The sequence below is a fragment of the Rhizobium sp. CCGE 510 genome (assembly GCF_000292525.1).
Classification (GTDB): Bacteria; Pseudomonadota; Alphaproteobacteria; order Rhizobiales; family Rhizobiaceae; genus Rhizobium.
Genome location: NZ_AEYF01000044.1, coordinates 28,676 through 51,516, shown reverse-complemented (window position 1 = coordinate 51,516; position 22,841 = coordinate 28,676). Strand labels below are relative to the sequence as shown.

Here is a 22,841-nt window from a genome sequence, read left to right as displayed (position 1 = left end):
TCTAGCACCGCAAGATGGCAGGATTCATTCCGCCGGAATTTGCTTTCCCGCTGGTCCCTGCTTTACGGCTATGGCCGCAAGCCTCTCGGTCATCTTTCGCTTGAAGGCCAGCAAAAGGCCGCGCAGCTCCGGCTCGCGCACGCGTCCGGCCGCCTCGTCGAACGACACCCATTCGATGCGGCGTTCGCCCTTTTCCTTGAAGTTCTTCGCCATGTCGGTGACTTCGAGCGCATAGACCTGCACCTTGCAGGCCACCTGCACGCCGTCGCGCAGAACTTTCGGATAGCTGTAAGCGCCGAGCGTTTCCGTCTCGACCGTGCCGCGCACGCCGGCTTCCTCAAAGGCCTCCTGGGCGGCGACCTCATGGGCGCATTTGCCCGTCATCGGCCAGCCCTTGGGAATGACCCAGCGGCCGGTATCGCGGCTCGTCATCAGAAGGACCTCGGCATCACCACTCTTCTTATTCACCCGATAGCAGATCGCACCATATTGCTGTCGCGGCGGACGCCGGAACATCAGCTGCACATCGGATGCCAATCGGGCGAGAAGAGTCAATTGTCGGGTCACCTTCACAGTGGTTGTCAGGAATCACTCATATACGTGTATCACGAAAAGCTTACACAATCCAAAAGCCGCAGACGCTCCGAACGCGATTCGATCCCCGTTCATAGAGCAAATCAGGCTGGGCCAGACTTAAAAATCCGTCACGTCCTGTTTCGAAAGCGTCGCATTGCACAGCTGTACAATATGGCGTGGACTTGCCTTTCGTTCAATCGCAAGATCAAGTGATCCACCATCATTTCCGATTGTCGTCATCATGCGCCTTCCACCGCTCAATGCCGTCCGCGCCTTCGAGGCAGTCTGCCGTCACGGCAGCATTCTGAGGGCTGCCGAAGAGCTGAACGTGGTGCGCGGCGCTGTGCGTCAGCAGATTGCCACACTGGAGGGCCACTTCGGACGCAAGCTCTTTGTGCGCGACGGTCGCAGGCTGGTCCCGACCGTAGAAGCCAGCGCTTTCGCCGAGGCGTCGGGCGCGGCTTTCGACATTCTGCAGCGCGCTGCTTGCGAGCTTGAAGGCGCGGTGCCGGGCTGCATCCGCCTCGGCGTGCCTTCCGCCTTCGCTGTCTGGTGGCTGATGCCGCGTGTCGCGGACATGCAGGCGAGTCTCGGCGATGTGGTGGTCGACATCGTGCCGATGACCATGGTCGAACCGTTGCAGATGCACCCGGAATTGGACGCCGTGATCATGGGCGGCGAATACCGGCCGTCCGCCGGCGTGACAGCGGTGCGGTTCATGGAGGACGAGTTCGGCCCGGTCGCCACGCCGGCGCTTGCCGCGACACTGTCGCGCGACCCGGCGGCAATGGGCCGGCTCACCATGCTTGCCAGCCGCAGCGTTCCCAAGCTCTGGGACGAATGGTTTGGCGAAAGCGGCACGCCGCCGGTTGCCTTTTCCCGCCGCCAGGAATTCGAGGATCTGCTGCTGGCGCTCGGTGCCGCCCGCTCGGGGCTCGGCATCGCCCTTGCGCCGCGCGCCTCGATCGAGGACGATCTTCAGCGCGGTCAGTTGGTCGCGCCCTACGGCTTCACCTCCCGTCCGTCCGGCTACAGCCTCTGCTGCCGCACGCCGGATGCGAGACGGCCGGCTTTTGCGGCTCTGTCCGGCTGGCTGCTCAGTTGCGGGACGCCGGCCTGAACGGGCAGATTTCCTGCTTCTTCGCCAGAATTACTTCCATATTCGCGGTCTTCCTACTTCGCTAAAACGGCGTGGATAGGGAAACAGGGAAGAGATGATGGAAAAGACCGCAACCCGCATCGACTGGATCGGCAGCAGTTGCCGGCTGCTGAAAGCGACGGCGGCCGAATTCGAGCGGACGCGTCCCTTCTCTGGCCTGTCGATCGGCACCGGCATTCATCTGGAACCGAAGACGGTGGCGCTGCTGATGACGCTTCGCGCCGGTGGCGCGCACCTTGTCTGCACCGGCAATCTCAACAGCACCCAGCCTTCGACCGTCGAGTTCCTGCGGTCCCAAGGCATCACCGTCTTCGCCACGCAGACGACCGATGCCGCCGCTCACCATCAGTGCCTCGAAGCGGTGATTGCCGAAAAGCCGGATCTGCTGCTCGACAATGGTGGCGATCTCTTCGCCATGGCGGCGGAAAGGCCCTATGCCAATCTCCGTGGCGGCACCGAGGAGACCACCTCCGGGCGCACGCGGCTGCTGCCGCTGCGCGAACGCCTGAACATGCCGATCCTCGTCATCAACGACAGCCCGATCAAGCAGTTCGCCGAAAACCGGCATGCCGTCGGCCAGAGCCTGTTCGAAAGCTATTTGCGTTTCACCAACCGCTCCACCAACGGCAAACGCGTGACGGTCTTCGGCTATGGCGCCTGCGGCAAGGGCACGGCTGCCTGTTTCCGCAACGCCTTTTCCACCGTCAGCGTCGTCGATATCGATGCGGTGACGACGCTCGAAGCCCATCTCGACGGTTTCGTCACGCCGCGGCGCGAGCCGGCGATCCGCTCGGCCGATATCATCGTCACAGTCACCGGCTTTGCCGGCATCGTCACGGCGGCCGACCTGCCGCTCGTCAAGGACGGGGCGATCCTGATGAACGGCGGCCATTTCCCGCATGAGATCGATGTCGAGGCTTTCCGTCGCCATTCGGATGTCGTCGGCATTGATCGCTACGAGGTCGATTATATCGAGACCTTCCATCTGAGCGATGGCCGATCCTTCCATGTGCTTGGCGGCGGCCACATGGCCAATCTCGCCGGCCCGCGGCCGCTCGGCAACACTGTCGAATCGATGGATCTCGGTTTCACCCTTCAGGCCCGCTGCCTAGAACGCATCGCCAAGGGCGAGGCCGGTCCCCAATCCTGCATCGTGCCGGTCCCCGGCGATATCGATGCGATGGTGGCCAACGCTTATCTCGATCTCTCACGCTGAACCGGGCGCCTGCCGTCAGAGCTCCCAGTAGGGAACGGGTCCGTAAAGCTCAGCCAGATAATCAATGAAAAGCCGCACCTTGGCCGGCAGGAACTGCCGGCTGGGATAGACGGCCGACAGCGCGACATTGTGCGAGCCCTCATAGGCCGGCAGCACCTGCACCAGCCGGCCGGCTTTGAGCTCTCCGCCGATATCCCAGGTGGAGCGCAGCGCGATCCCGAGACCTGAGATGACCGCCTCGCGGATGACCTCGCTGGAATTGGTGATCAGCATTCCCTCTGGCCGCAGGCTGAGCATCCCGTCCGGCCCGTTCAGCCGCCAGGTATCGCCATTATGCGCCGGCAGGCAGCTATGGTGTTTCAGCTCGTCTATATGCCTGGGCTCGCCGTGTGCCGCGAGGTAATCCGGCGAGGCGCAGAGCAGCCGGCGCACTGGCGCCAACCGGCGGGCGACGAGGCTCGAATCGGTGAGTTCCGCGATGCGGATCGCCAGATCGAAACCACCGCCGACGATGTCGCTGAATTCGTCCGTCAGCACCAGGTTGATCGCCAGCTCCGGATGCGCCTGCATGAACGCCTTCAGATGCGGCGCGATGTGCATGCGTCCGAAAGAGGTCGGCGCCGAGATCTTCAGCGTGCCGTGCATTTGCGCCGAGCGGCCCGAAATGTAGAATTCCGCCTCCTCCAGGCCGGCGAGAATGCCGAGGACGCGGTCGTAGAAACCCTGTCCGGCCTCCGTCAGCGAGATTTGCCGTGTCGTGCGCTGCAAAAGCCGGGTACCGAGCCGGTCCTCCAGCCGCTTGATCCGTTTGGAGACGACGGCCGGGGAAAAGCCGAGCGCGCGCCCGGCAAGCGACATGCTGCCTGTCGAAACGACCTTGGCAAAGATTTCGAGATCACCCAGATTGGTCATAAGGTTTTGTGACTTTTTCCCCTTTTGTCATAAGTGCTTAGCATTTGCGCCAGTTTCGGGAAAGTGCTAAGCCGGGTCTATCGGCGGCAGGGAGGTTCGCGGCCGGTTTCCGCTGCCATTTCCTGTCGTCATTTTCCCGATTAAGAGGGTCAGGGAGAACGCCATGTCCGACGCCATATCGTTTCTCGAGCCGCGCGCCGATGTGCTGGCGCGCCGAGCCCAGATCGTCGCCGATCTGATCGATCTTCTGCCGCCGGAATGCCTGGTCCATGAGGCCCGCGAACTGGTGCCGTTCGAGACCGACGCATTCGTTTCCTACCGTCGCCTGCCGCTTGCCGTCGCTCTGCCGCGCACCACGGCCGAGGTTTCGGCCATCATGCGTTATTGCCATCGCTACGGCATTCCGGTCGTGCCGCGTGGCGCCGGCACGTCGCTTTCCGGCGGTGCCATCCCGCAGGAGGATGCCGTCGTGCTCGGCCTGTCGAAGATGAACAGCATCCTCGAAATCGATCTGCCGAACCGCGTCGCCGTCGTTCAGGCCGGCGTCACCAATCTCAATATCTCAGAATCCGTCTCCGCAGACGGCTTTTTCTATGCCCCCGATCCGAGCTCGCAGCTCGCTTGCACCATCGGCGGCAATATCGGCATGAATTCCGGCGGCGCCCACTGCCTGAAATACGGCGTCACCACCAATAATCTGCTCGGCGTCAGGATGGTGCTGGTCGATGGAACGGCCATCGAACTCGGCGGCAAGGGGTTGGATGCGGCGGGTTACGACCTGCTCGGTCTCATCTGCGGCCACGAAGGCCAGCTCGGCATCGTCACCGAGGCGACGGTGCGGCTGATCGCCAAGCCGGAGGGTGCCCGCCCTGTGCTCTTCGGCTTCGAGACTTCTGAAGAGGCCGGCGCCTGCGTTGCCGATGTCATCGCCGCCGGCATCATCCCGGTTGCGATCGAATTCATGGACAAGCCGGCGATCGAGATCTGCGAAGCCTTTGCCCATGCCGGTTACCCCCTCGATGTCGGCGCCCTGCTGATCGTCGAGGTCGAAGGGTCGGAAGCGGAAATGGACGACACGCTGAAGGACATCGTTGAGATCGCCCGCCGCCACGGCGTCAAGACCGTGCGCGAATGCCAGTCGGCGACCGAAGCGGCGCTGATCTGGAAGGGCCGCAAATCCGCCTTCGGCGCCACAGGCCGCATCGCCGACTATATCTGCATGGACGGCACCGTGCCGCTCAGCCAGCTTTCCCACGTGCTGAAGAGAACCGCCGAGATCGTCGATCATTACGGCCTGCGGGTCGCCAACGTCTTCCATGCCGGTGACGGCAACATGCATCCGCTGATCCTCTTCAACGCCAACGACCCGGAGGATGCCGCCCGCGCCGAAGCGGCCGGCAACGATATCCTCAGGCTCTGTGTCGATGCCGGCGGTTGCCTCACCGGCGAACATGGCGTCGGCATCGAGAAACGCGACCTGATGCGGCATCAATATTCCGAGGCTGATCTCACCCAGCAGATGGCGGCGCGCGCCGCCTTCGATCCCGGCTGGCTCCTTAACCCGTCGAAGGTCTTCCCGCTCGAAGGGCGCCCCGCTGCATGATCGACCTGATGCCGACGAGCGAGGAAGAGGCAGCAAGGATCGTCCGCGCCCATGCCGAAGCCGGCCGGCCGCTGGCAATCTGCGGCGGCGATACCCGCTCGGGCTTCGGCAATGCCGTCGCCGCCGAAGACCGGCTGCGCTCGACCGGGCTTGCCGGTATCGTCGCCTACAATCCCGGCGAAATGGTCATGACCGTGCGATCGGGTACGCCGCTTGCAGAGGTCGAGGCGGCCCTTTCCGACAGCGGCCAGATGCTCGCCTTCGAGCCGATGGATCATCGCCCTGTCATGGGAACCTCGGGCGTGCCGACGATCGGCGGTGTCTTTGCCGCCAATGTCTCCGGCCCGCGTCGGCTGATCGCGGGGGCCGCCCGCGACAGCCTGCTCGGTGTGCGCTTCGTCAACGGCCAGGGCGAGATCATCAAGGCCGGCGGCCGGGTGATGAAGAATGTCACCGGCCTCGACCTCGTCAAGCTGATCGCCGGCTCGCATGGCACGCTGGGCTTCCTCACCGAAGTCACCTTCCGGGTGCCGCCGCGCCCGAAGACCGAGCGCACGATGGTTCTCTCCGGTCTCAACGACGCCGAGGCGGCAAACGCCATGGCGGCGGCGATGGCGCTGCCGGTCGAAGTCTCCGGCGCCGCTCACCTGCCGCTGACAGTGACGTGGAAATTCCTTTCCGGCAGATTGCCGGAGGGCGAGGCGACGGTTCTGCGCATCGAAGGCCTGCCAAGCTCGGTCGACGTGCGCTTGGAAAAGCTGGCGGCGGCAATGGCGGCCTTTGCGACGGTAACGCGGCTGGATGAGCCGGAAAGCCGCAGCCTCTGGCAGGAAATCCGTGACGTGCTGCCCTATGCCGATGCGACTTCGCAGCCGGTCTGGCGCGTCTCGGTCGCCCCCGGCATCGGCCATCAGCTGGTCGCAGCGTTGCGTCTGGAGGCTGGCGTCGACGCCTTCTACGATTGGCAGGGCGGCCTCGTCTGGATGCGCATGGAGGCCGGCCCCGAAGCCGAGCTGGTCCGCCGCTATATCAAGGTGCTCGGCGGTGGTCACGCGACGCTGATCCGCGCGTCGGAGCAGCGTCGCGTGACCACCGCAGCGTTTCATCCGGAGCCTGAGGCGGTGGCGATGCTGTCGCGGCGGGTGAAGGAGAAGTTCGATCCGGCCGGCATATTCAATCCGGGGAAAATGGGGTGAGAAGATGAGTCTGTGTGCGGAGTACCCCCCTCTGTCCTGCCGGACATCTCCCCCACAAGGGGGGAGATTGGATGGGGGGAATGGCTTCCCCAAACAATTTAGCTACTGTGATACCAACACGGCAGAGTGGGAGCGATGGTCCAACCTCTTGCCAATCTCCCCCCTTGTGGGGGAGATGTCTGGCAGGACAGAGGGGGGTAACCCAGGCGCAACGCCCGAGATCTTCCCAAAGCGGAGGCCCCGCTAGATGCAAACCAACTTCACCCTTACACAGCTCCTCGACCCCGATGTCGCCGAATCTGAGCAGATTCTGCGCAAATGTGTCCATTGCGGTTTCTGCACCGCCACCTGTCCCACCTATGTGACGCTCGGCAACGAGCTCGACAGCCCGCGCGGCCGTATCTACCTGATCAAGGATATGCTGGAAAACGGCCGGCCCGCCGATGCCGAGGTCGTCACCCATATCGACCGTTGCCTCTCCTGCCTTGCCTGCGTCACCACCTGTCCCTCGGGTGTCGACTATATGCATCTGGTCGATCATGCCCGCGCCCATATTGAAAAGACCTATAAGCGTCCGCTCATGAACAGGCTGACGCGCGCCATTCTTGCCGCCGTGCTGCCCTATCCCGGCCGTTTCCGCCTGGCGCTCAATCTTGCCCGCCTCGGCCGGCCCTTTGCCGGCCTGATGCGGGGGGCTGCGCTGAAACCCTTCGCCGCCATGCTGGCGCTTGCGCCGCGCCGCATCCCCACAGCGTCGGCCTTGGCAAAACCCGGCAGCTACCTGCCCGAGACGGAACGGCGTGGCCGGGTGGCGATCCTTTCCGGCTGTGCCCAGCCGGTGCTCGATCCCGGCATCAATGCTGCGGCGATCCGGCTGCTGACCCGGCTCGGCGTCGAGGTTGTGTTGCCGGAAGGCGAGGTGTGCTGCGGTTCGCTCGTCCATCACATGGGCCGCGCCGAACAGGCGCTCGCCAGCGCCCGGGCCAATGTCGATCTCTGGACGCGCGAAATCGACGGGCAGGGGCTCGATGCCATCATCATCACCGCCTCGGGCTGCGGCACGACGATCAAGGATTACGGCCATATGCTGCGCCTCGATTCCGCCTATGCCGCAAAGGCGGCGAAGGTTTCGGGCCTTGCCAAGGACGTCACCGAATATCTCGCAACCCTCGACCTGCCGGCGCATATGCCGAAGGGCATCACCGTCGCCTATCACTCCGCCTGTTCCATGCAGCACGGTCAGCGCATCACGCTGGCGCCGAAGCAATTGCTGAAAGCCGCGGGTTTTACCGTGCGCGATCCGGCGGAAGGTCATCTCTGCTGCGGCTCGGCCGGCACCTACAACATCATGCAGCCGGAGATCTCGGCTGCCTTGAAGGCACGCAAGGTCAAAAATATCGAGGCGACCAAGGCAGACGTCATCGCCACCGGCAATATCGGCTGCATCACCCAGATCGCCACCGGCACCGGCATGCCGATCCTGCATACGATCGAGCTGCTCGATTGGGCCTATGGCGGCGCTGTGCCGGAAAAATTAAGAGGTTTGCCCTTAGGCTGAGGTGAAAGGCCGATCGGGCCGGTCTCGGGAGTTTAGACGATGTGGCGGGGAATGATTGTGCTTGCGGGACTGCTCGGTGCGGCAGGGACTGCCCATGCGAATAGTCGTTTTTTCTGTTCCGCCGACGACAAGGAAGCCCGCTTCACGCTCGAAAGCGGTTTCGAAAGCGAAGCCGGCCACAAGCTCAACCATTTCCGCGGCGCGCTTGTCGTCAAGGATCCGGCCCAGTCGACCGTGTTCGGCAAGCGCGTTTTCGAATCGCAGCATCTGACCAACCATTGGTCGCGCGATGGCGATCTGCTGCTGGAAGTCTTTGATGGCGGCGAAGATGACACCGGCGGAGCAACGCTGGATCTGGTCGTGGTTGCCGGCGAACGCGGCAAGCCGGCGGCAAATTTCAGCGGCACATATTCCCTGACGATCGAAGGCGGCAGCAAACCCTATGCCGTCGAGGGCAAGGTTAGCTGCGGCACCAAATAGCGCCGCAGCAAATTCATGAGTCCGACTACCAGTGGAACGCGACGCCGACGTTGACGGCGTTCGTAAAGATATTGGTCTTCAGGTCCACGCCGCTGTCGATCGGAACGTCGATGCGCGAATAGGTGCCCTTGTATTCGACGAAGGTCGACCAGCGCTCGGTCACCTTGAAATCGACGCCGGCCTGGGCTTGCAGCGTCACACCGCCGAATTCATAAGCCCAGGTCTTGCCCTCGGGACGAATCACTTCGACATGCGGAATGTTCACGCCGACACCGGCGCCGAGATAGGGAGTCCAGCGGCGAGCCGGATCCTGGAAGCGATAGAGCCCGTTCACCGTCAGCAGGTTCAGGCCGTCGGTGAATTCGAAATGCGACCAGCCGGTCTTGGCGAGCGTATCGTCGTCGGCATAGACCTTGTCATGGGTATAATCGAGCGAAATACCCCAGTTCGGCTTGTTGAAGTTCTCGAGCCACCAGGTGACGCGGCCGCCGTAGTAAGGCGGGCTGCCGAAGGACTTGCCTTCCCAGCCGGCGGTGAAATGCGTGCCGTCGGACAGATCGACGCCGCTATGCGGTGCCGTCTGGTAGCCGCCGTAGATAGAGAATTGCAGGTCTTCCGCCGAGGCGGAGGCTGCAGAACAGATCGTGAAGAACGCGATGCCCGCAAGCAGCGAAGCGGAAGAGCGCAGCGCATATGTCATTGAATAGCCCCGATATTGTAAAATAAGTCGTCCTTGCCGCAGATGTGCCAGCTTTCTGCCGCAATGTCTAAGAAAAATAAAAGGCGCGTCAAAGAGCGCCTTTCGTTTTTTTCGGGAGTGTTGCTCAGCCGCCGAACATCGTGCGCAGCACGTCGATGCCTCTATCCTCGAACGCGACCTTGCCCTGCCTGTTGCCGGGGCCGATGACGATCACCTTGGTGCCGACGGGTGCGCGATCATAAAGATGCGTCACATCCTCGTTCATCATCCGGATGCAGCCGGAAGACATGTTGAGGCCGATCGTCCAGGGCTGGTTGGTGCCGTGGATGCGGAAAATGGTGTCCCGGCCGCCCTGGTAAAGATACATGGCGCGAGCGCCGAGCGGATTGTCCTCGCCGCCTTCCTGGAAGGCAGGAATCATATGGCCCTTGGCGGCTTCGCGGCGGCGCATCTTGGCCGGCGGCGTCCAGCCCGGCCATTCGGCCTTGCGGCCGATCTTGACGACACCCGACCAGCCGAAGCCGTCACGGCCGACGCCGATTCCGTAGCGGGTGGCCCGGTTGTTGCCTTCGACGAGGTAGAGATACTTGTTGTTGGTATCGATGATCACGGTGCCGGCCGCTTCCGGCGTCACCAGCCGCACTTTCTTGCGCTTGAACTGTGGCTTCACATATTTCGGCATCTGCGCGACGCGGACTATCTGCGTCGGATGCCGTGTATTGTCGGGCGTGGAGCCGGCCGGAGCTGCAAAGGCGGATGTTGACATCAAGGACAGGACAAGTCCGGCGGCAGCCAGACCCGGCAGTAATTTGATCATGATTCGATTCCCCTCAAGCAAATCCGCCCGAAGCTACATGAACTTCTGCTCGATTCAAGATCGGCGTGGCCGGATAAAGCATTTTTGGAGACGGGAGCCGGCTATTCTCTGCGGCTCCCAAGATTTATCCCGCCGTTACATGACGATGACGCGGGTTCCGACGCTGACGCGGTCATAGAGGTCGACGACGTCTTCGTTGCGCAGGCGAATGCAGCCGGAGGAGACGGCGCTGCCGATCGACCAGGGCGCGTTGGTGCCGTGGATGCGGTAAAGCGTCGAGCCGAGATACATGGCGCGTGCGCCGAGCGGGTTTTCCGCGCCGCCGTCCATGCGTGCCGGCAGGTAGTGGCCCTTGGCGGCTTCGCGGCTGATCATCTCGGACGGCGGGGTCCAGTCCGGCCATTCCTGCTTACGGGTGATCTTGTGAGCGCCTGCCCATTCGAAACCGGGCTTGCCGACGCCGACGCCATAACGCCGTGCCTTGCCGCCCTGCATCACCAGATAGAGGAAGCGGTTGTTGGTATCGATGACGATCGTGCCGGGCTTTTCCTGGGTGTCGTAGTCGACCATCTGCGGCAGGTATTGCGGCTCGATCGGATGGCGGATCGCCGGTATGCCGGGATTGATCGCCGAAACGGTCTGCGGGGACATTCGCGGCGCCTGGCGGAGCACGCGGCGCTGGAAAAGGCCGCGCTGCTGCGGTTGGACGACCGGCCGCTGATAGACGACGGGACGAACCGTGCCGCCTCCCAACTGGGTGACCCAAGGCGCCGTCAGATCGGGGCTGAGCACGACCGGCGGGCGGGTGGCGTAGCGGTCGTCTGCAAGGGCGGCCGTGGAGAAAATGCCGAAGATGGCTGCGGCAAAAACAAGCTGTTTCATCATCGGACGAACTCTCTACAAATGACCGAAAACGGTGGCGGGATACATCCGCCTGGGCGGAGATGTTCCGCCCGGGAAAGACGCTGCCACCCAATCCGCCAGCGAATGGTAAAGATCGATTCATCAAAAGCCGAACGGCGGGATAAACTTTTCGTCAGGGTTACCGTTCGGTTTGGAAAGACGGTTTGCAAATGGTAAAGCCGGAATCATGACCGGAAAACGAAGCGGACCCGGCGAACAGACGGACCCGGGAATGAAGCGGACATGAGCGAGACAGGCATCATCATCGGCGAGGACGGCAAGAGCCGCTGCCACTGGCACGCCAATCTGCCCGATTATCTCCGCTATCATGACGAGGAATGGGGCCGGCCTGTCACCAACGACATCCGCCTCTTCGAGAAGATCTGCCTCGAAGGTTTCCAGTCCGGTCTTTCCTGGCTGACCATCCTGCGTAAGCGCGAGAATTTCCGCGCTGCCTTTTCCGGCTTCGATTTCGAGAAGGTCGCTCTCTTCGACGACGAGGACGTCGCTCGCTGCCTGGCCGATGCCGGCATCATCCGCCATCGCGGCAAGATCGTCTCGACCATCAACAATGCCAGGCGCGCCATTGCGCTCAGGGAAGAATTTGGTTCGCTCGCCCACTATTTCTGGCGCTACGAACCCGGCCATAACGAGCGGCCTGGAGTGGTCGATCGTGATCATATCGTCGCCAATCCGACGACGCCGACCTCGACGGTGATTTCCAAGGATCTGAAGAAACGCGGCTGGACCTTTGTCGGCCCGACCACAGTTTATGCTTTCATGCAGGCGATGGGTCTGGTCAACGATCATCTGGAGGGCTGCTTCTGCCGGCCCGAGGTCGAGGCGATGCGCGCCGCTTTGGTTCGTCCATGAAAGAAGATGCATCCGTGAGAACATTGTTTGCCGCCGCTGCCCTGTTTTTCCTGCCGGCCTGCGCCATGGCCCAGACGCCGCAGCTCGATCCCGGCGAGAAGCTAGAGAAACTTCAGTTCCCGGCCGTCACCATGCAGCTGAAGGGCTGGACGAAGTTCGGCAACGGCCATGTCTACACGCTGCCGGTGCGCACCGGCCAGCACCTGAAGATCGATTTTGCCACCAAGAGCAAGTTCGCCTTCCTGGCGATCTTCGACCTGTCGAAACCGGATGACGAGGCCTTCTTCGGCACCGACGAGGACGGCTTGAGCTTCGAGACGGCGGTCAAGGAAAACACTACCTGGCTGCTGCGGCCCTATTATTCCAAGGTCTCGCCGCGCCGCGGCCTTGGCGCCCCCTTCAGCATTCTGATCGAGCCTTTGGCCGCAGCCTCGAAGCAGCCGCAGCCACCAGCCGAGCCGGAGCGCCCGTCGCTGTTTCCGAAGGCGCCTGCCAAGCCGCAATAAAACAGAGCTCTTTTACTCGCCTATGCCAGCCGGTCGATCAGGTCGCGCAACTCGCCGAGATGGCCGATCTTGCGGAAACGCGGCGCCTCCGTCGGCTCTTCCACATGTTCCAGCACCCAGGTGAGCTCGTGCGGCACGAAGACGCCGTAGCTGCCGGCGGCGATGGCGGGCACGATGTCGGATTTCAGCGAATTGCCGACCATCATCGCCCGCTCCGGCCCGTCGCCGACCTTGGCGAAGATGCGCCGATAGGTGACGGCGGTCTTGTCGGAGACGATCTCGACGGCATCGAAGAAGTCGCCGAGCCCGGATTGGGCAAGCTTGCGCTCCTGATCGAAAAGATCCCCCTTGGTGATCATCACCAGCAGATATTTACCGGCAAGCGCCTCCAGCGTGTCGCGGACATGCGGCATGGTCTCGACGGGATGGCCGAGGAGGTCGCGGCCGGTATCGAGGATCTTGGCAATCACGCTCGAGGGAATCTTGCCCTCGGTGATCTCGATCGCGGTCTCGATCATCGACAGCGTGAAGCCCTTGATGCCGAATCCATAGTGGCGAAGGTTGCGTTTTTCGGCTTCCAGCAGCCGTTCGGAAATCTTCGGCCCTTCGGCGAAATCGGCAAGAAGGCTGGTGAAATGCGCTTCCGTCAGCCGGTAATATTGTTCGTTCTGCCAGAGTGTATCGTCGGCATCGAAGCCGATCGTGGTCAATGGTCGCGTCGTCATATGCGTACCTCTTCAAATATGACCGGCAATCTATCGGCCGCCTGTGTCGAGACAAGGGCTGTGTCTGCGCGGCGTTGAAAACCCCCGCCGCCGCACTACATCGAGTTTGCCTCACCTTGCAGCCAGCCACGGCTGTGCCTGTCACGCGCAGGCCAATAATCAAAAAATGAAGTTCAGCGGTTCGCAAGCCATTCTTGCGGCAGACACAAAGGATTTTTTTGACCATGCGGTACAATCAACTCGGAAACACGGGACTTTTCGTCTCGGAAATCTGCCTGGGCACGATGACCTTCGGCGAAGCCAAACAAGGCAGCATGTGGGGCGCCATCGCCGATGTCGACCAGAATGCCGCCGACCGGCTCGTCGAGCGCTCGCTTGCATCGGGCGTCAATTTCATCGACACGGCCGACGTCTATTCGTCCGGCGAGTCCGAAAGGCTGCTCGGCCAGGCGCTGAAGAACCTCGACGTCCCACGCAAGGACGTCGTCATCGCTACCAAGGTCTATGGCGTCATGGGCGACAAGCCGAACGACCGCGGCGCTTCGCGCGGCCATATCATGGATTCGGTCGAGGCGAGCCTCAAGCGCCTGCAGACCGATCATATCGACCTCTACCAGATCCACGCCACCGATACGGTGACGCCGATCGAAGAGACGCTGCGCGCGCTTGACGATCTCGTTTCCCGCGGTCTCGTGCGCTATATCGGCGTCTCCAACTGGCAGGCCTGGCGCATTTCCAAGGCGCTCGGCCTCTCTGAACGCCGCGGCTTTGCCCGTTTCGAAACGGTGCAGGCCTATTATTCGATCGCCGGCCGCGATCTCGAGCGCGACATCGTGCCGTTGATGCAGGAGGAGAAGCTCGGCCTGATGGTGTGGTCGCCGCTTGCCGGCGGTCTGCTCTCCGGTAAGTATGGTCCCGGCGCGCCCGGCAACGGCGAGGGCCGTCGCGCCAGTTTCGACTTCCCGCCCGTCGACCAGGACAAGGCCTGGGCCTGCGTTGCCGTCATGCGCGAAGTCGCCGAAAAGCACGGCGTCAGCGTCGCCACAGTGGCACTCGCCTATATCCTCGCCAAGCCTTTCGTCACGACGGTGATCATCGGCGCCAAGCGTGTCGACCAGCTCGACCAGAACCTTGCCGCCGTCAAGCTGAAGCTCGACGGCGACGATATGAAAAGGCTCGACGAGGTCAGCGCCCTTGCTCCCGAATATCCGGGCTGGATGCTGTCGCGACAAGGCGCCGGCCGCCGGCCGGTCGATTTCGAGCCGAAGGATTGATTTGCCGGCAGCTTTGTTGTGAGAGACCGCCGAGACCAGCCCCTCATCCGCCTGCCGGCACCTTCTCCCCGCTTGCGGGGCGAAGGGGATATGCCGCAACCTCTCCGTTCCCACCTCGCTCTCGCAAGGCACGTCCCCTCGCCCCGTTTACGGGGAGAGGGTTAGGGTGAGGGGCATCTTGCGGGTCGACCACGGAGAGTCGTGGCCTTGTGCCTGATATCCGCTGCACCGGTTAGGATACTTATTTGCCGTAGGCCTTCAGCCAGGCATTCATCTCCGCGATCTCGGCTTCCTGCGCTTTGATCACGGCTTCGGCGAGCTTGCGGATTTCGGCATCCTTGCCGTATTGAAGCTCGATCTTCGCCATGTCGATCGCGCCCTGATGGTGCGGGATCATGCCGCGGACGAAATCCGCGTCGGCATCGCCGCTATATTCGATCATCATATTCTTGTGCATCGTGTCGTTCGCCTCGGTGAAGGCATGGCTTGCCGCGTCGTGACTGCCCATCGGCTTGCTCATATCCATGGCCTTGTCTTCGGCAAGGACGGGAGCGGAAATGATGGCGAGCATGGCGGTAAGCGTGATGATTTTCATAGACATGAGAGGTCCTTCCTCTGTCTGACGATAGGTCTGCGGGCGACTGAGGCCGCTCGCTTCTCAATGCAGAAGCGTGATGTCAGGACAGTCGGGGAGGGGGTGCCTGCGGCGCGGGCCTTTTATCATCCAGAGCGCGGGCAAGTGCCGGGGCGGGGTAGCCGAGAACGGATTTTCCGCCATCCATGACCGTCACCGTCGGCGGCAGCAGAAGGCAGGCGGCGCAAAGCGGCATATGTGCAACGTCGCCGCTGGCGCATGGATCGTTCAGGGGAGCCACATGTCTTGGCCCCTCAGGCATATCCCCTTTGGACACATCCATGCCGGCCATCTGATGGTGCATGCCGCTGGCCTCGACGGCGACCGGCGCATTCATCGACGCGCATGTCGGACAGCCCGCCCATGCGGACATGGCGCTGTAGACCAGCCAGCCAAGTAACATCGTGATGAGGGCGAGTGTCCGCATGATGTTTGATATAGGCGAATGCCGGCCGCACGCCAAGCTGGCCGACGATGACAGGCTGACGGATCACGGCATTGTCATGCCCAGGCGGCGATCACCTTGTGCTCGATCCGGTAATCCCGGCTCTCCTCGCCGAGCGGCGCGACCGGCCATGTCCAGGCCGCTTTTGCCGGCGGCGGCGAGACACCGTGCAGCAGGTCGGCCTCGTCATGCGTCCTGCCGTTGCGGTCGATAACGGCATAGGCGACGTCGGTCACCAGACATCTGCGGCAGGCAAGCCCCGAAAGCTCGGTTAGATGCGCGGCGATCAACCTTTCAACCGTATCTTCAGGCATGCGCCCGGCCTCGGCCTCGTGGCGTCGTTTCACGCCGCGGCCGATCTGCGACAGTAGGTTGGCCGAAACTACGAAATCGAGATAGGGCACCGAGCGCAGGAAGCTGAGCGGTTCGGGTTCCCTGCCGGCGGCGAGATCGTCATAGCCGGAGAGATCACGCTCGATCAGCCGGACATTGCGATAGCCCCTGGCCGTCAGCCACAGGCGCACCGAGGCGAGATGGACGAGATCGACCAGCACGACGGTGTCGAAATCGCGCGCCAGCTCCTCGATCGGCACGTCGCGCAGCATGCCCGAGCCGAGCACGACCGCCGTCCGCGTCTGCCTGAGATCGGCCGCCGCCGCGCGGATCGCATTCCGGCTCCTCTCCTCATGGTCGGCCCAATCCTTGGAGCAGCGCCCGGCCCGCGACCAGAGATTGATGGAATAGCGGATGAACTTTCGATGCGTCCCGCCGGTCAGCGGCCATGTCGCGGTATAGAGAACCGCCTCGGTGATCATGAGTATATCCGCATTCTGATGGACGCCTCTTCGTTCAATCGATTGTCACCCACTGCACAATTCCTTAGCAGTTCAAAGTGCTGCAGCGTCCTTTGCGCGTCTGAAAAGACGCGCGGCGTTGTAGACATCAAGACCCTTCGCCCTTGCCGCTCCCGGTCCAATCCGCTAGGAAACCGCCACTGTCACAGTCAGCGGAATTCCCGGAAATGAACGACAAGCAGAAGAAACCGCAAAAGCTCAAGGCCCGCCTGCCGCGCGGCTTCGTCGACCGGACGGCCGGCGATATCCGCGCCGTCAACGAGATGACGGCAAAGATCCGGGAAGTCTATGAGCATTATGGTTTTGATCCGCTCGAAACGCCGCTGTTCGAATATACCGATGCGCTCGGCAAATTTCTGCCCGACAGCGACCGGCCGAACGAGGGTGTCTTCTCGCTGCAGGACGATGACGAGCAATGGATGTCGCTGCGCTACGACCTGACCGCGCCGCTTGCCCGTCATGTCGCCGAGAATTTCAACGAGATCCAGCTTCCCTACCGCACCTATCGTGCCGGTTACGTCTTCCGCAACGAAAAGCCGGGGCCTGGCCGCTTCCGCCAGTTCATGCAGTTCGATGCCGATACGGTCGGCGCGCCGGGTGTTCAGGCCGATGCCGAAATGTGCATGATGATGGCCGATACGCTCGAGGCCCTCGGCATCAAACGCGGCGACTATGTCATCCGCGTCAACAACCGCAAGGTACTGGATGGCGTCCTGGAGGCGATCGGTCTCGGCGGCGACGACAAGGCCGGCCAGCGGCTCAACGTGCTGCGCGCCATCGACAAGCTCGACAAGTTCGGGCCGGAAGGCGTGGCCCTGCTGCTCGGTCCCGGCCGCAAGGATGACTCCGGCGACTTCACCAAGGGCGCCGGCCTCGACCAGGCGCAGATCGACAAGGTGCTGTTCTTCGTCGGCATCGAGGACTATGCCGAAAGTGCTTCGCGCCTGGCCGAGCTCGTTGCCGGAACCTCGAAGGGCGTCGAAGGCGTCGACGAGCTGAATTTCATCGGGGCGTTGGTCACGAGCGCCGGCTATCAGTCCGATCGTATCAAGATCGATCCCTCGGTCGTGCGCGGCCTCGAATATTATACCGGCCCGGTCTACGAGGCCGAGCTCAGCTTCGACGTCACCAACGAAAAGGGCGAAAAGGTCGTCTTCGGTTCGGTCGGCGGCGGCGGCCGTTATGATGGCCTCGTCTCCCGCTTCATGGGTCAGCCGGTGCCGGCGACGGGCTTTTCGATCGGTGTCTCCAGGCTGATGACGGCACTCAAGAACCTCGGCAAGCTTGGCGCCAGCGAAGTGATCGAGCCGGTGCTGGTGACCGTCATGGACGGCGATGTCGAGGCGATGGGCCGTTATCAGAAGATGACGCAGGAACTGCGCGCCGCCGGCATCCGCGCCGAGATGTACCAGGGCAACTGGAAGAAATTCGGCAACCAGCTGAAATATGCCGACCGCCGCGGCTGCCCCGTCGCCATCATCCAGGGCGGCGACGAGCGGGCAACCGGCGTCGTGCAGATCAAGGATCTGATCGAGGGCAAGCGGCTCTCCGGCGAAATCGAGGACAATGCCAGCTGGCGCGAGGCCCGCGTCGCCCAGGAGACAGCGCCGGAAGCCGACCTCGTCGCCAAGGTCAGGGACATCCTTGCCGCGCAGGCGGAGGATCGGAAGAGGGCAGGCGGCGATGTCTGAGGCATACCCCCCTCTGCCCTGCCGGGCATCTCCCCCACAAGGGGGGAGATTGGATAGTAGCGGCCTATTGCCCCAATCAAACGCCTTGGGGGGCCCAAGCTACTTGGCCCACGCTCAATATCCCGGGGAGCCGGCGCGTCTTGCCGATCTCCCCCCTTGTGGGGGAGATGCCCGGCAGGGCAGAGGGGGGTGTGTCCCCACACGCCCTTCGCCCATCGCTCGGAGTGTGGCATGCCCCTGATCAACCTCCCCGAATTCGCTGCCGACCTGCTGGCCGAATTTAGCGCCCGCAACACCGAGCGCATCGACACGCCGGTGATCCAGCCGGCCGAACCCTTTCTCGATATCGCCGGCGAGGATCTGCGCCGCCGCATCTTCATGACGGAGAGCGAAACCGGCGCCAGCCTCTGCCTGCGTCCAGAATTCACCATCCCCGTCTGCCTGCGCCATATCGAGACGGCGACCGGCACGCCCAAGCGTTACGCCTATCTCGGCGAGGTTTTCCGCCAGCGCCGCGACGGCGCCAATGAATTCTATCAGGCCGGGATCGAGGATCTCGGCGATATCAACCTGTCGGGTGCCGACGCCCGTGCCATCGGCGATGCCACCGGCATTCTCGCCCGCCTGCTGCCCGGCCGGCGCCTGTCGGTGACATTAGGCGACCAGGCGGTGTTCGAGGCCGTCGTCCAGGCGCTCGGCCTGCCGCTCGGCTGGCAGAAGCGCCTGATCCACGCCTTCGGCAACATGACGCAGCTGGAAGCCCTGCTCGCCGGCCTCGTCAGCCCGCAATTCGTCACTGGCTTGGACGACGATATTGCCAGGCTTGTCGCATCGGGCGACGAGCAGGCGCTGGTCGCTCATATCGAGCAGGAAATGCAGGCGACGGGTTATTCGGCCAATGCCGGCCGCTCGCCGCTGGAGATTGCCCGAAGGCTCAAGGAAAAACTCATCCTTTCCGAAACCCGTCTCGACGACGCGGCCTTCCATGTGCTGGAGGAGTTTCTGTCGCTCCACGTGCCGCTCGTCAATGCGTCCGCCGCCCTTGCCGGTTTCGCCGATGCGGCCGGCCTGAAACTCGGCAACGCGCTTCAGCGCTTCAACGGCCGCGTCGCCGCCCTTGCCAATGCCGGTGTCGACCTCTCTTGCGTGGACTACCGCGCCGCCTTCGGACGGCCGCTCGATTATTACACCGGCCTCGTCTTCGAGGTGACGGTTGAGGGTTCGATCGCGGTTCTGGCCGGTGGTGGCCGCTTCGACCGGCTGCTGACCTTCCTTGGCGCAACGGACCGCATTCCGGCCGTCGGCTTTTCCTTCTGGCTCGACCGCATCGAAACCGAAAGGGCAGCCGTATGACCATTACCATTGCGCTTCCCTCCAAGGGCCGGATGAAGGACGATGCTTTGGCAATCTTCGAGCGGGCCGGCATGCCGATCACGGCTGTCGGCAACGACCGCTCCTATCGCGGCCGCGTCGAAGGCTGGGACGATGTCGAAATCGCTTTTCTCTCGGCCTCCGAAATTTCCCGCGAACTTGGCAACGGCACCGTCGATTTCGGCGTCACCGGCGAAGATCTGATGCGGGAAGGCTTTGCAGAAGTCGACAAGCGGGTCGAATTCTGCGCCCGGCTCGGCTTCGGCCAAGCCGACGTCGTCGTCGCCGTGCCCGAGATCTGGCTGGATGTCGAGACCATGGCCGATCTCGTCGATGTCGCCGCCGATTTCCGTGCCCGTCATTCCAGGCGCCTTGCCATCGCCACCAAATACTGGCGGCTGACCCAGCAGTTCTTTTCGAGCCAGCACGGAATCCAGCTTTATCGGATCGTCGAAAGCCTCGGCGCCACCGAGGGTGCTCCGGCCTCCGGCTCGGCCGATATCATTGTCGATATCACCTCCACCGGCTCGACGCTGCGCGCCAACCGCCTGAAGGTGCTTCAGGACGGCGTCATCCTGCATTCGCAGGCCTGCCTTGTGCGCGCCCGCAGGGAAAGCCATGCGGACGAACCCGCCGTCCAGGCAATCGTCGAGGCCGTGCGCGCCGCCCTCTGATCCCAGCCATCAATGCATAAGAGAACCCGCCGTCAATTCAATGACGGCGGGTTCTCTCATGTCTGGGAGGATGTCTGCTGGATCAGGCAGCCGCATACACGCCGCGGCGGGCGTCAATCGAATAGGCACCGGCACCGACGGTGGCGAGCAATATGTACGCGCCGGCAAGCGTGATGTTCTTCATGACCATGATCTGGTTGAGAATATTCACGAGTTCCGCGCCACTTGCGTAGGGCAGATGGAAGGCGAGGGCCGTGAAGACACAGAAGCCCGCGAGCAGCCAGCCGGCAATGCGAACCTGGAAGCCTGTGAGAACCGCAAGGCCGGCGAGCAGTTCGAAAAGGCCTGCGACATAGGCCAACAGGGTTGCTGCCGGCAGGCCGGCACCGGCGATCATCCCCGCAGTCCCGGCAGGATCGGTTAGCTTCATGAAGCCGGAAAGGACGAACATGAAAGACAGAAGAATACGGGCAATCAGGATAATGGTGTTCGACATGGACGTTGTCTCCGTTTGAATGGCTCTGGAGATCTTGGTGCCCCGGCACCGTGTGGACCTCGGATGCCTCCTATGTCGCTCATTTCTGCCGTTGTGGAAAGATAAACGAACGGGGACACTTTGTTCAATAATATGAAACGATGCCCTACAGGCGGCCGCTTGCCTTTGCCGTGTCCGGTCTCTTATGGTCGGCGCCCAACAAGGAGAATCCGATGGCAGATCTGTCCGCATTTCCGATCACGGCGCGCTGGCCCGCTAGAAATTCCGACATCATCCAGCTCTATTCCCTGCAGACGCCGAATGGGGTGAAGGTTTCCGTCGCCCTCGAGGAACTCGGCCTCGCCTATGAGCCGCATTATGTTTCCTTTGCCGCCAACGAACAGAAGTCGCCGGAATTCGAATCTCTCAACCCGAACGGCCGCATTCCGGCGATCATCGATCCGAACGGGCCTGATGGTAAACCGATCGGCCTGTTCGAATCCGGCGCCATCCTGCTTTATCTCGCCGAAAAAACCGGCAAGCTCATCCCCGCCGATGCTGCCGGCCGCTATGAATGCATTCAGTGGGTATTTTTTCAGATGGGCGGCATCGGCCCGATGTTCGGGCAGTTCGGGCATTTCCACAAATTCGCCGCCGACAAGGTCGCCAACAATTCCTATCCGGTGGAGCGTTATCGCGACGAGTCCAAACGGCTGCTCGGCGTGCTCGAAGACCGGCTGAAAACCCGTCAGTGGATCATGGGCGACCAGTATACCATCGCCGACATCACCACCTTCACCTGGGTTCGTGGCGCCGATATCTTCTATGGCGGTCGCGAGGTTCTCGAATATGCGAAATTCCCCGCCGTCTCGGACTGGCTCGAGCGCTGCATCGCCCGGCCGGCGAGTGGCAGGGGCCTCAACATACCGGTCAAGCCGGAGTAACGGACCGCCTAGAGATCGCCGATACCGGCCCCTCATCCGGCTGCCGCCACCTTCTCCCCGTAAACGGGGCGAAGGGACAAGCCGCGACCTCTTCGTACCCCACTAACGTCTCGCAGGGCACGTCCCCTCTCCCCGTTTTTTACGGGGAGAGGGTTAGGGTGAGGGGCAGCCACTCGCGCCGCTATTGCCGGCTGGTGATCTGTCTCGGACCTTCAAGCTTGAAGCGTGGAAAGATGAAGACGCCGACCAGGCTGCCGCTGTATTTTTTCTCGAGCCCGTTTGACTCGCCCATGCAGAACAGCGGCTGGCGCAAGCCGTTCGGCATGATGATCGTCGTCGAGAAGCAGAAGGAGGAGCAGAGCGTCGCCGCCTGCTCGAACAGCTCCAATATGTGGCCGCGGTCCTTGGCGTCATAGCAGCGGATCAGGCTGAGCAAGCCGCATTCCTGTGCGGAGAGGCCGTGCAGCCTCGCGCTCCATTCGGCCAGACGCAGCATCCCGCTCGACAGGTCTCCGGTCCAGGCTTCGGAAATCGAAAACTGAGCCGCCATCTGGTGATTTTGATTATGGTGGTCCAGCGAGCCGGGCATCAAAGGTACGGCGGCGTTGGTATTGGCGATCTTAAACAAGGCGTTCCCCCGTTCGGATGCAGCTCCTCCGCCGCACGCTCGGTAAACACAAAAACAGGATCACGCAGCAGCAGGCATGATGCCCGCGCTTTTACCGGCGATCCTTGCGGCGGCCAACGGGCCGGCGGAACATCAAGCATCGCCTTTCCGCGCTCGTCTGATGGCGAAAATCATCGCCGGGCGCGTTTGGATGGCAGCGCGGATTTATAGGGGCTTTCGTACAAACGGCAACGGCTTTTTCAGGGGTGTTGGCATCGGTATTTTTTGAGGATGCCGGCATCTCAAGTGATTTCGCGGGGAGACAGAGCCGAAATATCAATTTTACGGGCTTTGGAAACGGTTTCACTCAACATGAGGTCAGAAATGGCGCCGCAACGCGGCAATCTCCCGCCAAGACCGGCGTCTTGAAAAAGTGCGGCAACGCAAGCCTCGCGAAAGCTTCCCGCCTCGCGGGCAGCCATATGCGATGGGTTGAGGATTTCATTCGCTGCATCGGGCCCCGCTTCGAATCGCTTGATGCATCTCATCAGGAGGTGTGCCGCGGTTCCCGGATAACGAAATGCATAAAAGCAAAGAGCTGTAGGACAAACGAAAAGGGCGACCCGAGGGCCGCCCTTCCTGTTCCGG

Annotated in this window: 26 protein-coding genes; 14 read left to right on the top strand and 12 right to left on the bottom strand. The window is 62.4% G+C overall.

Annotated elements, in window-relative coordinates; genetic code table 11:
• Window positions 1-24 precede the first annotated feature (24 nt).
• Window positions 25-555: an NUDIX hydrolase gene (locus RCCGE510_RS20380; protein ID WP_007633088.1), complete on the bottom strand. Its 531-nt coding sequence runs from the start codon at window positions 553-555 to the stop codon at window positions 25-27.
• A gap of 262 nt (window positions 556-817) precedes the next feature.
• Here RCCGE510_RS20380 and RCCGE510_RS20375 point away from each other — a divergent pair, with 262 nt between their 5' ends.
• Together RCCGE510_RS20375 and RCCGE510_RS20370 are read left to right on the top strand one after the other, a co-directional pair.
• Window positions 818-1,696 (top strand): LysR substrate-binding domain-containing protein, encoded by an 879-nt coding sequence (locus tag RCCGE510_RS20375; protein WP_007633086.1) that lies wholly within the window; start codon window positions 818-820, stop codon window positions 1,694-1,696.
• A gap of 97 nt (window positions 1,697-1,793) precedes the next feature.
• A complete protein-coding gene (locus tag RCCGE510_RS20370; protein WP_007633084.1) occupies window positions 1,794-2,951 on the top strand; it encodes an adenosylhomocysteinase in 1,158 nt (385 codons plus the stop codon).
• Window positions 2,952-2,966: 15 nt separating this feature from the next.
• Here RCCGE510_RS20370 and RCCGE510_RS20365 read toward each other — a convergent pair whose 3' ends face one another.
• The gene (locus RCCGE510_RS20365) at window positions 2,967-3,863 is read right to left on the bottom strand and encodes a LysR family transcriptional regulator (protein ID WP_007633081.1); all 897 of its coding nucleotides are present in this window, start codon (window positions 3,861-3,863) and stop codon (window positions 2,967-2,969) included.
• 163 nt (window positions 3,864-4,026) lie between these two features.
• Here RCCGE510_RS20365 and RCCGE510_RS20360 point away from each other — a divergent pair, with 163 nt between their 5' ends.
• From RCCGE510_RS20360 to RCCGE510_RS20345, 4 genes are all read left to right on the top strand, one after another.
• Window positions 4,027-5,466 carry an FAD-linked oxidase C-terminal domain-containing protein gene (locus RCCGE510_RS20360; RefSeq protein ID WP_007633076.1) on the top strand — a complete coding sequence of 480 codons (1,440 nt, stop codon included), beginning with the start codon at window positions 4,027-4,029 and terminating at the stop codon, window positions 5,464-5,466.
• On the top strand, window positions 5,463-6,662 hold the full coding sequence (gene glcE / locus RCCGE510_RS20355) for a glycolate oxidase subunit GlcE (RefSeq protein WP_007633074.1): 1,200 nt from the start codon (window positions 5,463-5,465) through the stop codon (window positions 6,660-6,662). Before RCCGE510_RS20360 ends, glcE begins: the two co-directional genes overlap by 4 nt.
• A 247-nt stretch (window positions 6,663-6,909) precedes the next feature.
• Window positions 6,910-8,220 carry a glycolate oxidase subunit GlcF gene (gene glcF, locus RCCGE510_RS20350; RefSeq protein ID WP_007633072.1) on the top strand — a complete coding sequence of 437 codons (1,311 nt, stop codon included), beginning with the start codon at window positions 6,910-6,912 and terminating at the stop codon, window positions 8,218-8,220.
• A 39-nt stretch (window positions 8,221-8,259) separates the two neighbouring features.
• A complete protein-coding gene (locus RCCGE510_RS20345) occupies window positions 8,260-8,700 on the top strand; it encodes a hypothetical protein (protein ID WP_037079333.1) in 441 nt (146 codons plus the stop codon).
• Between the two features lie 25 nt (window positions 8,701-8,725).
• On the opposite strand, the gene RCCGE510_RS20340 is transcribed toward RCCGE510_RS20345, so the two are convergent.
• From RCCGE510_RS20340 to RCCGE510_RS20330, 3 genes are all read right to left on the bottom strand, one after another.
• Complete coding sequence (locus RCCGE510_RS20340) at window positions 8,726-9,400, bottom strand: outer membrane beta-barrel protein (protein ID WP_007633070.1); 675 nt, start codon at window positions 9,398-9,400, stop codon at window positions 8,726-8,728.
• Window positions 9,401-9,524: 124 nt separating this feature from the next.
• A complete protein-coding gene (locus RCCGE510_RS20335) occupies window positions 9,525-10,217 on the bottom strand; it encodes a L,D-transpeptidase (RefSeq protein ID WP_007633068.1) in 693 nt (230 codons plus the stop codon).
• 135 nt (window positions 10,218-10,352) lie between these two features.
• Complete coding sequence (locus tag RCCGE510_RS20330; protein WP_007633065.1) at window positions 10,353-11,102, bottom strand: L,D-transpeptidase; 750 nt, start codon at window positions 11,100-11,102, stop codon at window positions 10,353-10,355.
• Between the two features lie 261 nt (window positions 11,103-11,363).
• Here RCCGE510_RS20330 and RCCGE510_RS20325 point away from each other — a divergent pair, with 261 nt between their 5' ends.
• Together RCCGE510_RS20325 and RCCGE510_RS20320 are read left to right on the top strand one after the other, a co-directional pair.
• On the top strand, window positions 11,364-11,993 hold the full coding sequence (locus RCCGE510_RS20325) for a DNA-3-methyladenine glycosylase I (protein ID WP_007633063.1): 630 nt from the start codon (window positions 11,364-11,366) through the stop codon (window positions 11,991-11,993).
• Window positions 11,990-12,499 carry a hypothetical protein gene (locus RCCGE510_RS20320; protein ID WP_007633061.1) on the top strand — a complete coding sequence of 170 codons (510 nt, stop codon included), beginning with the start codon at window positions 11,990-11,992 and terminating at the stop codon, window positions 12,497-12,499. Before RCCGE510_RS20325 ends, RCCGE510_RS20320 begins: the two co-directional genes overlap by 4 nt.
• A gap of 20 nt (window positions 12,500-12,519) precedes the next feature.
• Here RCCGE510_RS20320 and RCCGE510_RS20315 read toward each other — a convergent pair whose 3' ends face one another.
• Complete coding sequence (locus RCCGE510_RS20315) at window positions 12,520-13,224, bottom strand: HAD family hydrolase (RefSeq protein ID WP_007633059.1); 705 nt, start codon at window positions 13,222-13,224, stop codon at window positions 12,520-12,522.
• Between the two features lie 224 nt (window positions 13,225-13,448).
• Between RCCGE510_RS20315 and RCCGE510_RS20310 the strand changes: the two genes are divergently transcribed.
• Window positions 13,449-14,498, top strand: coding sequence for an aldo/keto reductase (locus tag RCCGE510_RS20310; RefSeq protein ID WP_007633057.1), 1,050 nt, complete (start codon window positions 13,449-13,451; stop codon window positions 14,496-14,498).
• A 241-nt stretch (window positions 14,499-14,739) separates the two neighbouring features.
• On the opposite strand, the gene RCCGE510_RS20305 is transcribed toward RCCGE510_RS20310, so the two are convergent.
• The 3 genes from RCCGE510_RS20305 to RCCGE510_RS20300 form a co-directional block, all read right to left on the bottom strand.
• Window positions 14,740-15,099, bottom strand: coding sequence for a DUF305 domain-containing protein (locus RCCGE510_RS20305; protein WP_037079329.1), 360 nt, complete (start codon window positions 15,097-15,099; stop codon window positions 14,740-14,742).
• Between the two features lie 76 nt (window positions 15,100-15,175).
• Window positions 15,176-15,559, bottom strand: a complete 384-nt coding sequence (locus RCCGE510_RS33605; protein ID WP_007633054.1) for a hypothetical protein — start codon at window positions 15,557-15,559, stop codon at window positions 15,176-15,178.
• Window positions 15,560-15,633: 74 nt separating this feature from the next.
• Complete coding sequence (locus tag RCCGE510_RS20300; RefSeq protein ID WP_037079327.1) at window positions 15,634-16,398, bottom strand: hypothetical protein; 765 nt, start codon at window positions 16,396-16,398, stop codon at window positions 15,634-15,636.
• Window positions 16,399-16,598: 200 nt separating this feature from the next.
• Here RCCGE510_RS20300 and hisS point away from each other — a divergent pair, with 200 nt between their 5' ends.
• From hisS to hisG, 3 genes are all read left to right on the top strand, one after another.
• Entirely contained in the window at window positions 16,599-18,122 is a 1,524-nt protein-coding gene (gene hisS / locus RCCGE510_RS20295) for a histidine--tRNA ligase (protein WP_007633050.1), read from the top strand.
• A gap of 231 nt (window positions 18,123-18,353) precedes the next feature.
• Window positions 18,354-19,475, top strand: coding sequence for an ATP phosphoribosyltransferase regulatory subunit (locus RCCGE510_RS20290; protein ID WP_007633046.1), 1,122 nt, complete (start codon window positions 18,354-18,356; stop codon window positions 19,473-19,475).
• The gene (hisG, locus tag RCCGE510_RS20285) at window positions 19,472-20,167 is read left to right on the top strand and encodes an ATP phosphoribosyltransferase (protein WP_007633044.1); all 696 of its coding nucleotides are present in this window, start codon (window positions 19,472-19,474) and stop codon (window positions 20,165-20,167) included. Before RCCGE510_RS20290 ends, hisG begins: the two co-directional genes overlap by 4 nt.
• 82 nt (window positions 20,168-20,249) lie before the next feature.
• Here the strand turns inward: hisG and RCCGE510_RS20280 are convergent, their stop codons facing one another.
• Window positions 20,250-20,663, bottom strand: coding sequence for a DoxX family protein (locus RCCGE510_RS20280; RefSeq protein ID WP_007633042.1), 414 nt, complete (start codon window positions 20,661-20,663; stop codon window positions 20,250-20,252).
• Window positions 20,664-20,875: 212 nt separating this feature from the next.
• On the opposite strand from RCCGE510_RS20280, the gene RCCGE510_RS20275 reads away from it, so the two are divergent.
• Entirely contained in the window at window positions 20,876-21,586 is a 711-nt protein-coding gene (locus RCCGE510_RS20275) for a glutathione binding-like protein (RefSeq protein WP_007633041.1), read from the top strand.
• Between the two features lie 181 nt (window positions 21,587-21,767).
• On the opposite strand, the gene RCCGE510_RS20270 is transcribed toward RCCGE510_RS20275, so the two are convergent.
• Window positions 21,768-22,214, bottom strand: coding sequence for a hypothetical protein (locus RCCGE510_RS20270; RefSeq protein WP_007633039.1), 447 nt, complete (start codon window positions 22,212-22,214; stop codon window positions 21,768-21,770).
• Window positions 22,215-22,290: 76 nt separating this feature from the next.
• On the opposite strand from RCCGE510_RS20270, the gene RCCGE510_RS20265 reads away from it, so the two are divergent.
• A complete protein-coding gene (locus RCCGE510_RS20265; RefSeq protein ID WP_007633037.1) occupies window positions 22,291-22,482 on the top strand; it encodes a hypothetical protein in 192 nt (63 codons plus the stop codon).
• Window positions 22,483-22,495: 13 nt separating this feature from the next.
• Here the strand turns inward: RCCGE510_RS20265 and RCCGE510_RS34825 are convergent, their stop codons facing one another.
• The gene (locus tag RCCGE510_RS34825; protein WP_157179922.1) at window positions 22,496-22,741 is read right to left on the bottom strand and encodes a hypothetical protein; all 246 of its coding nucleotides are present in this window, start codon (window positions 22,739-22,741) and stop codon (window positions 22,496-22,498) included.
• Between the last annotated feature and the right edge of the window lie 100 nt (window positions 22,742-22,841).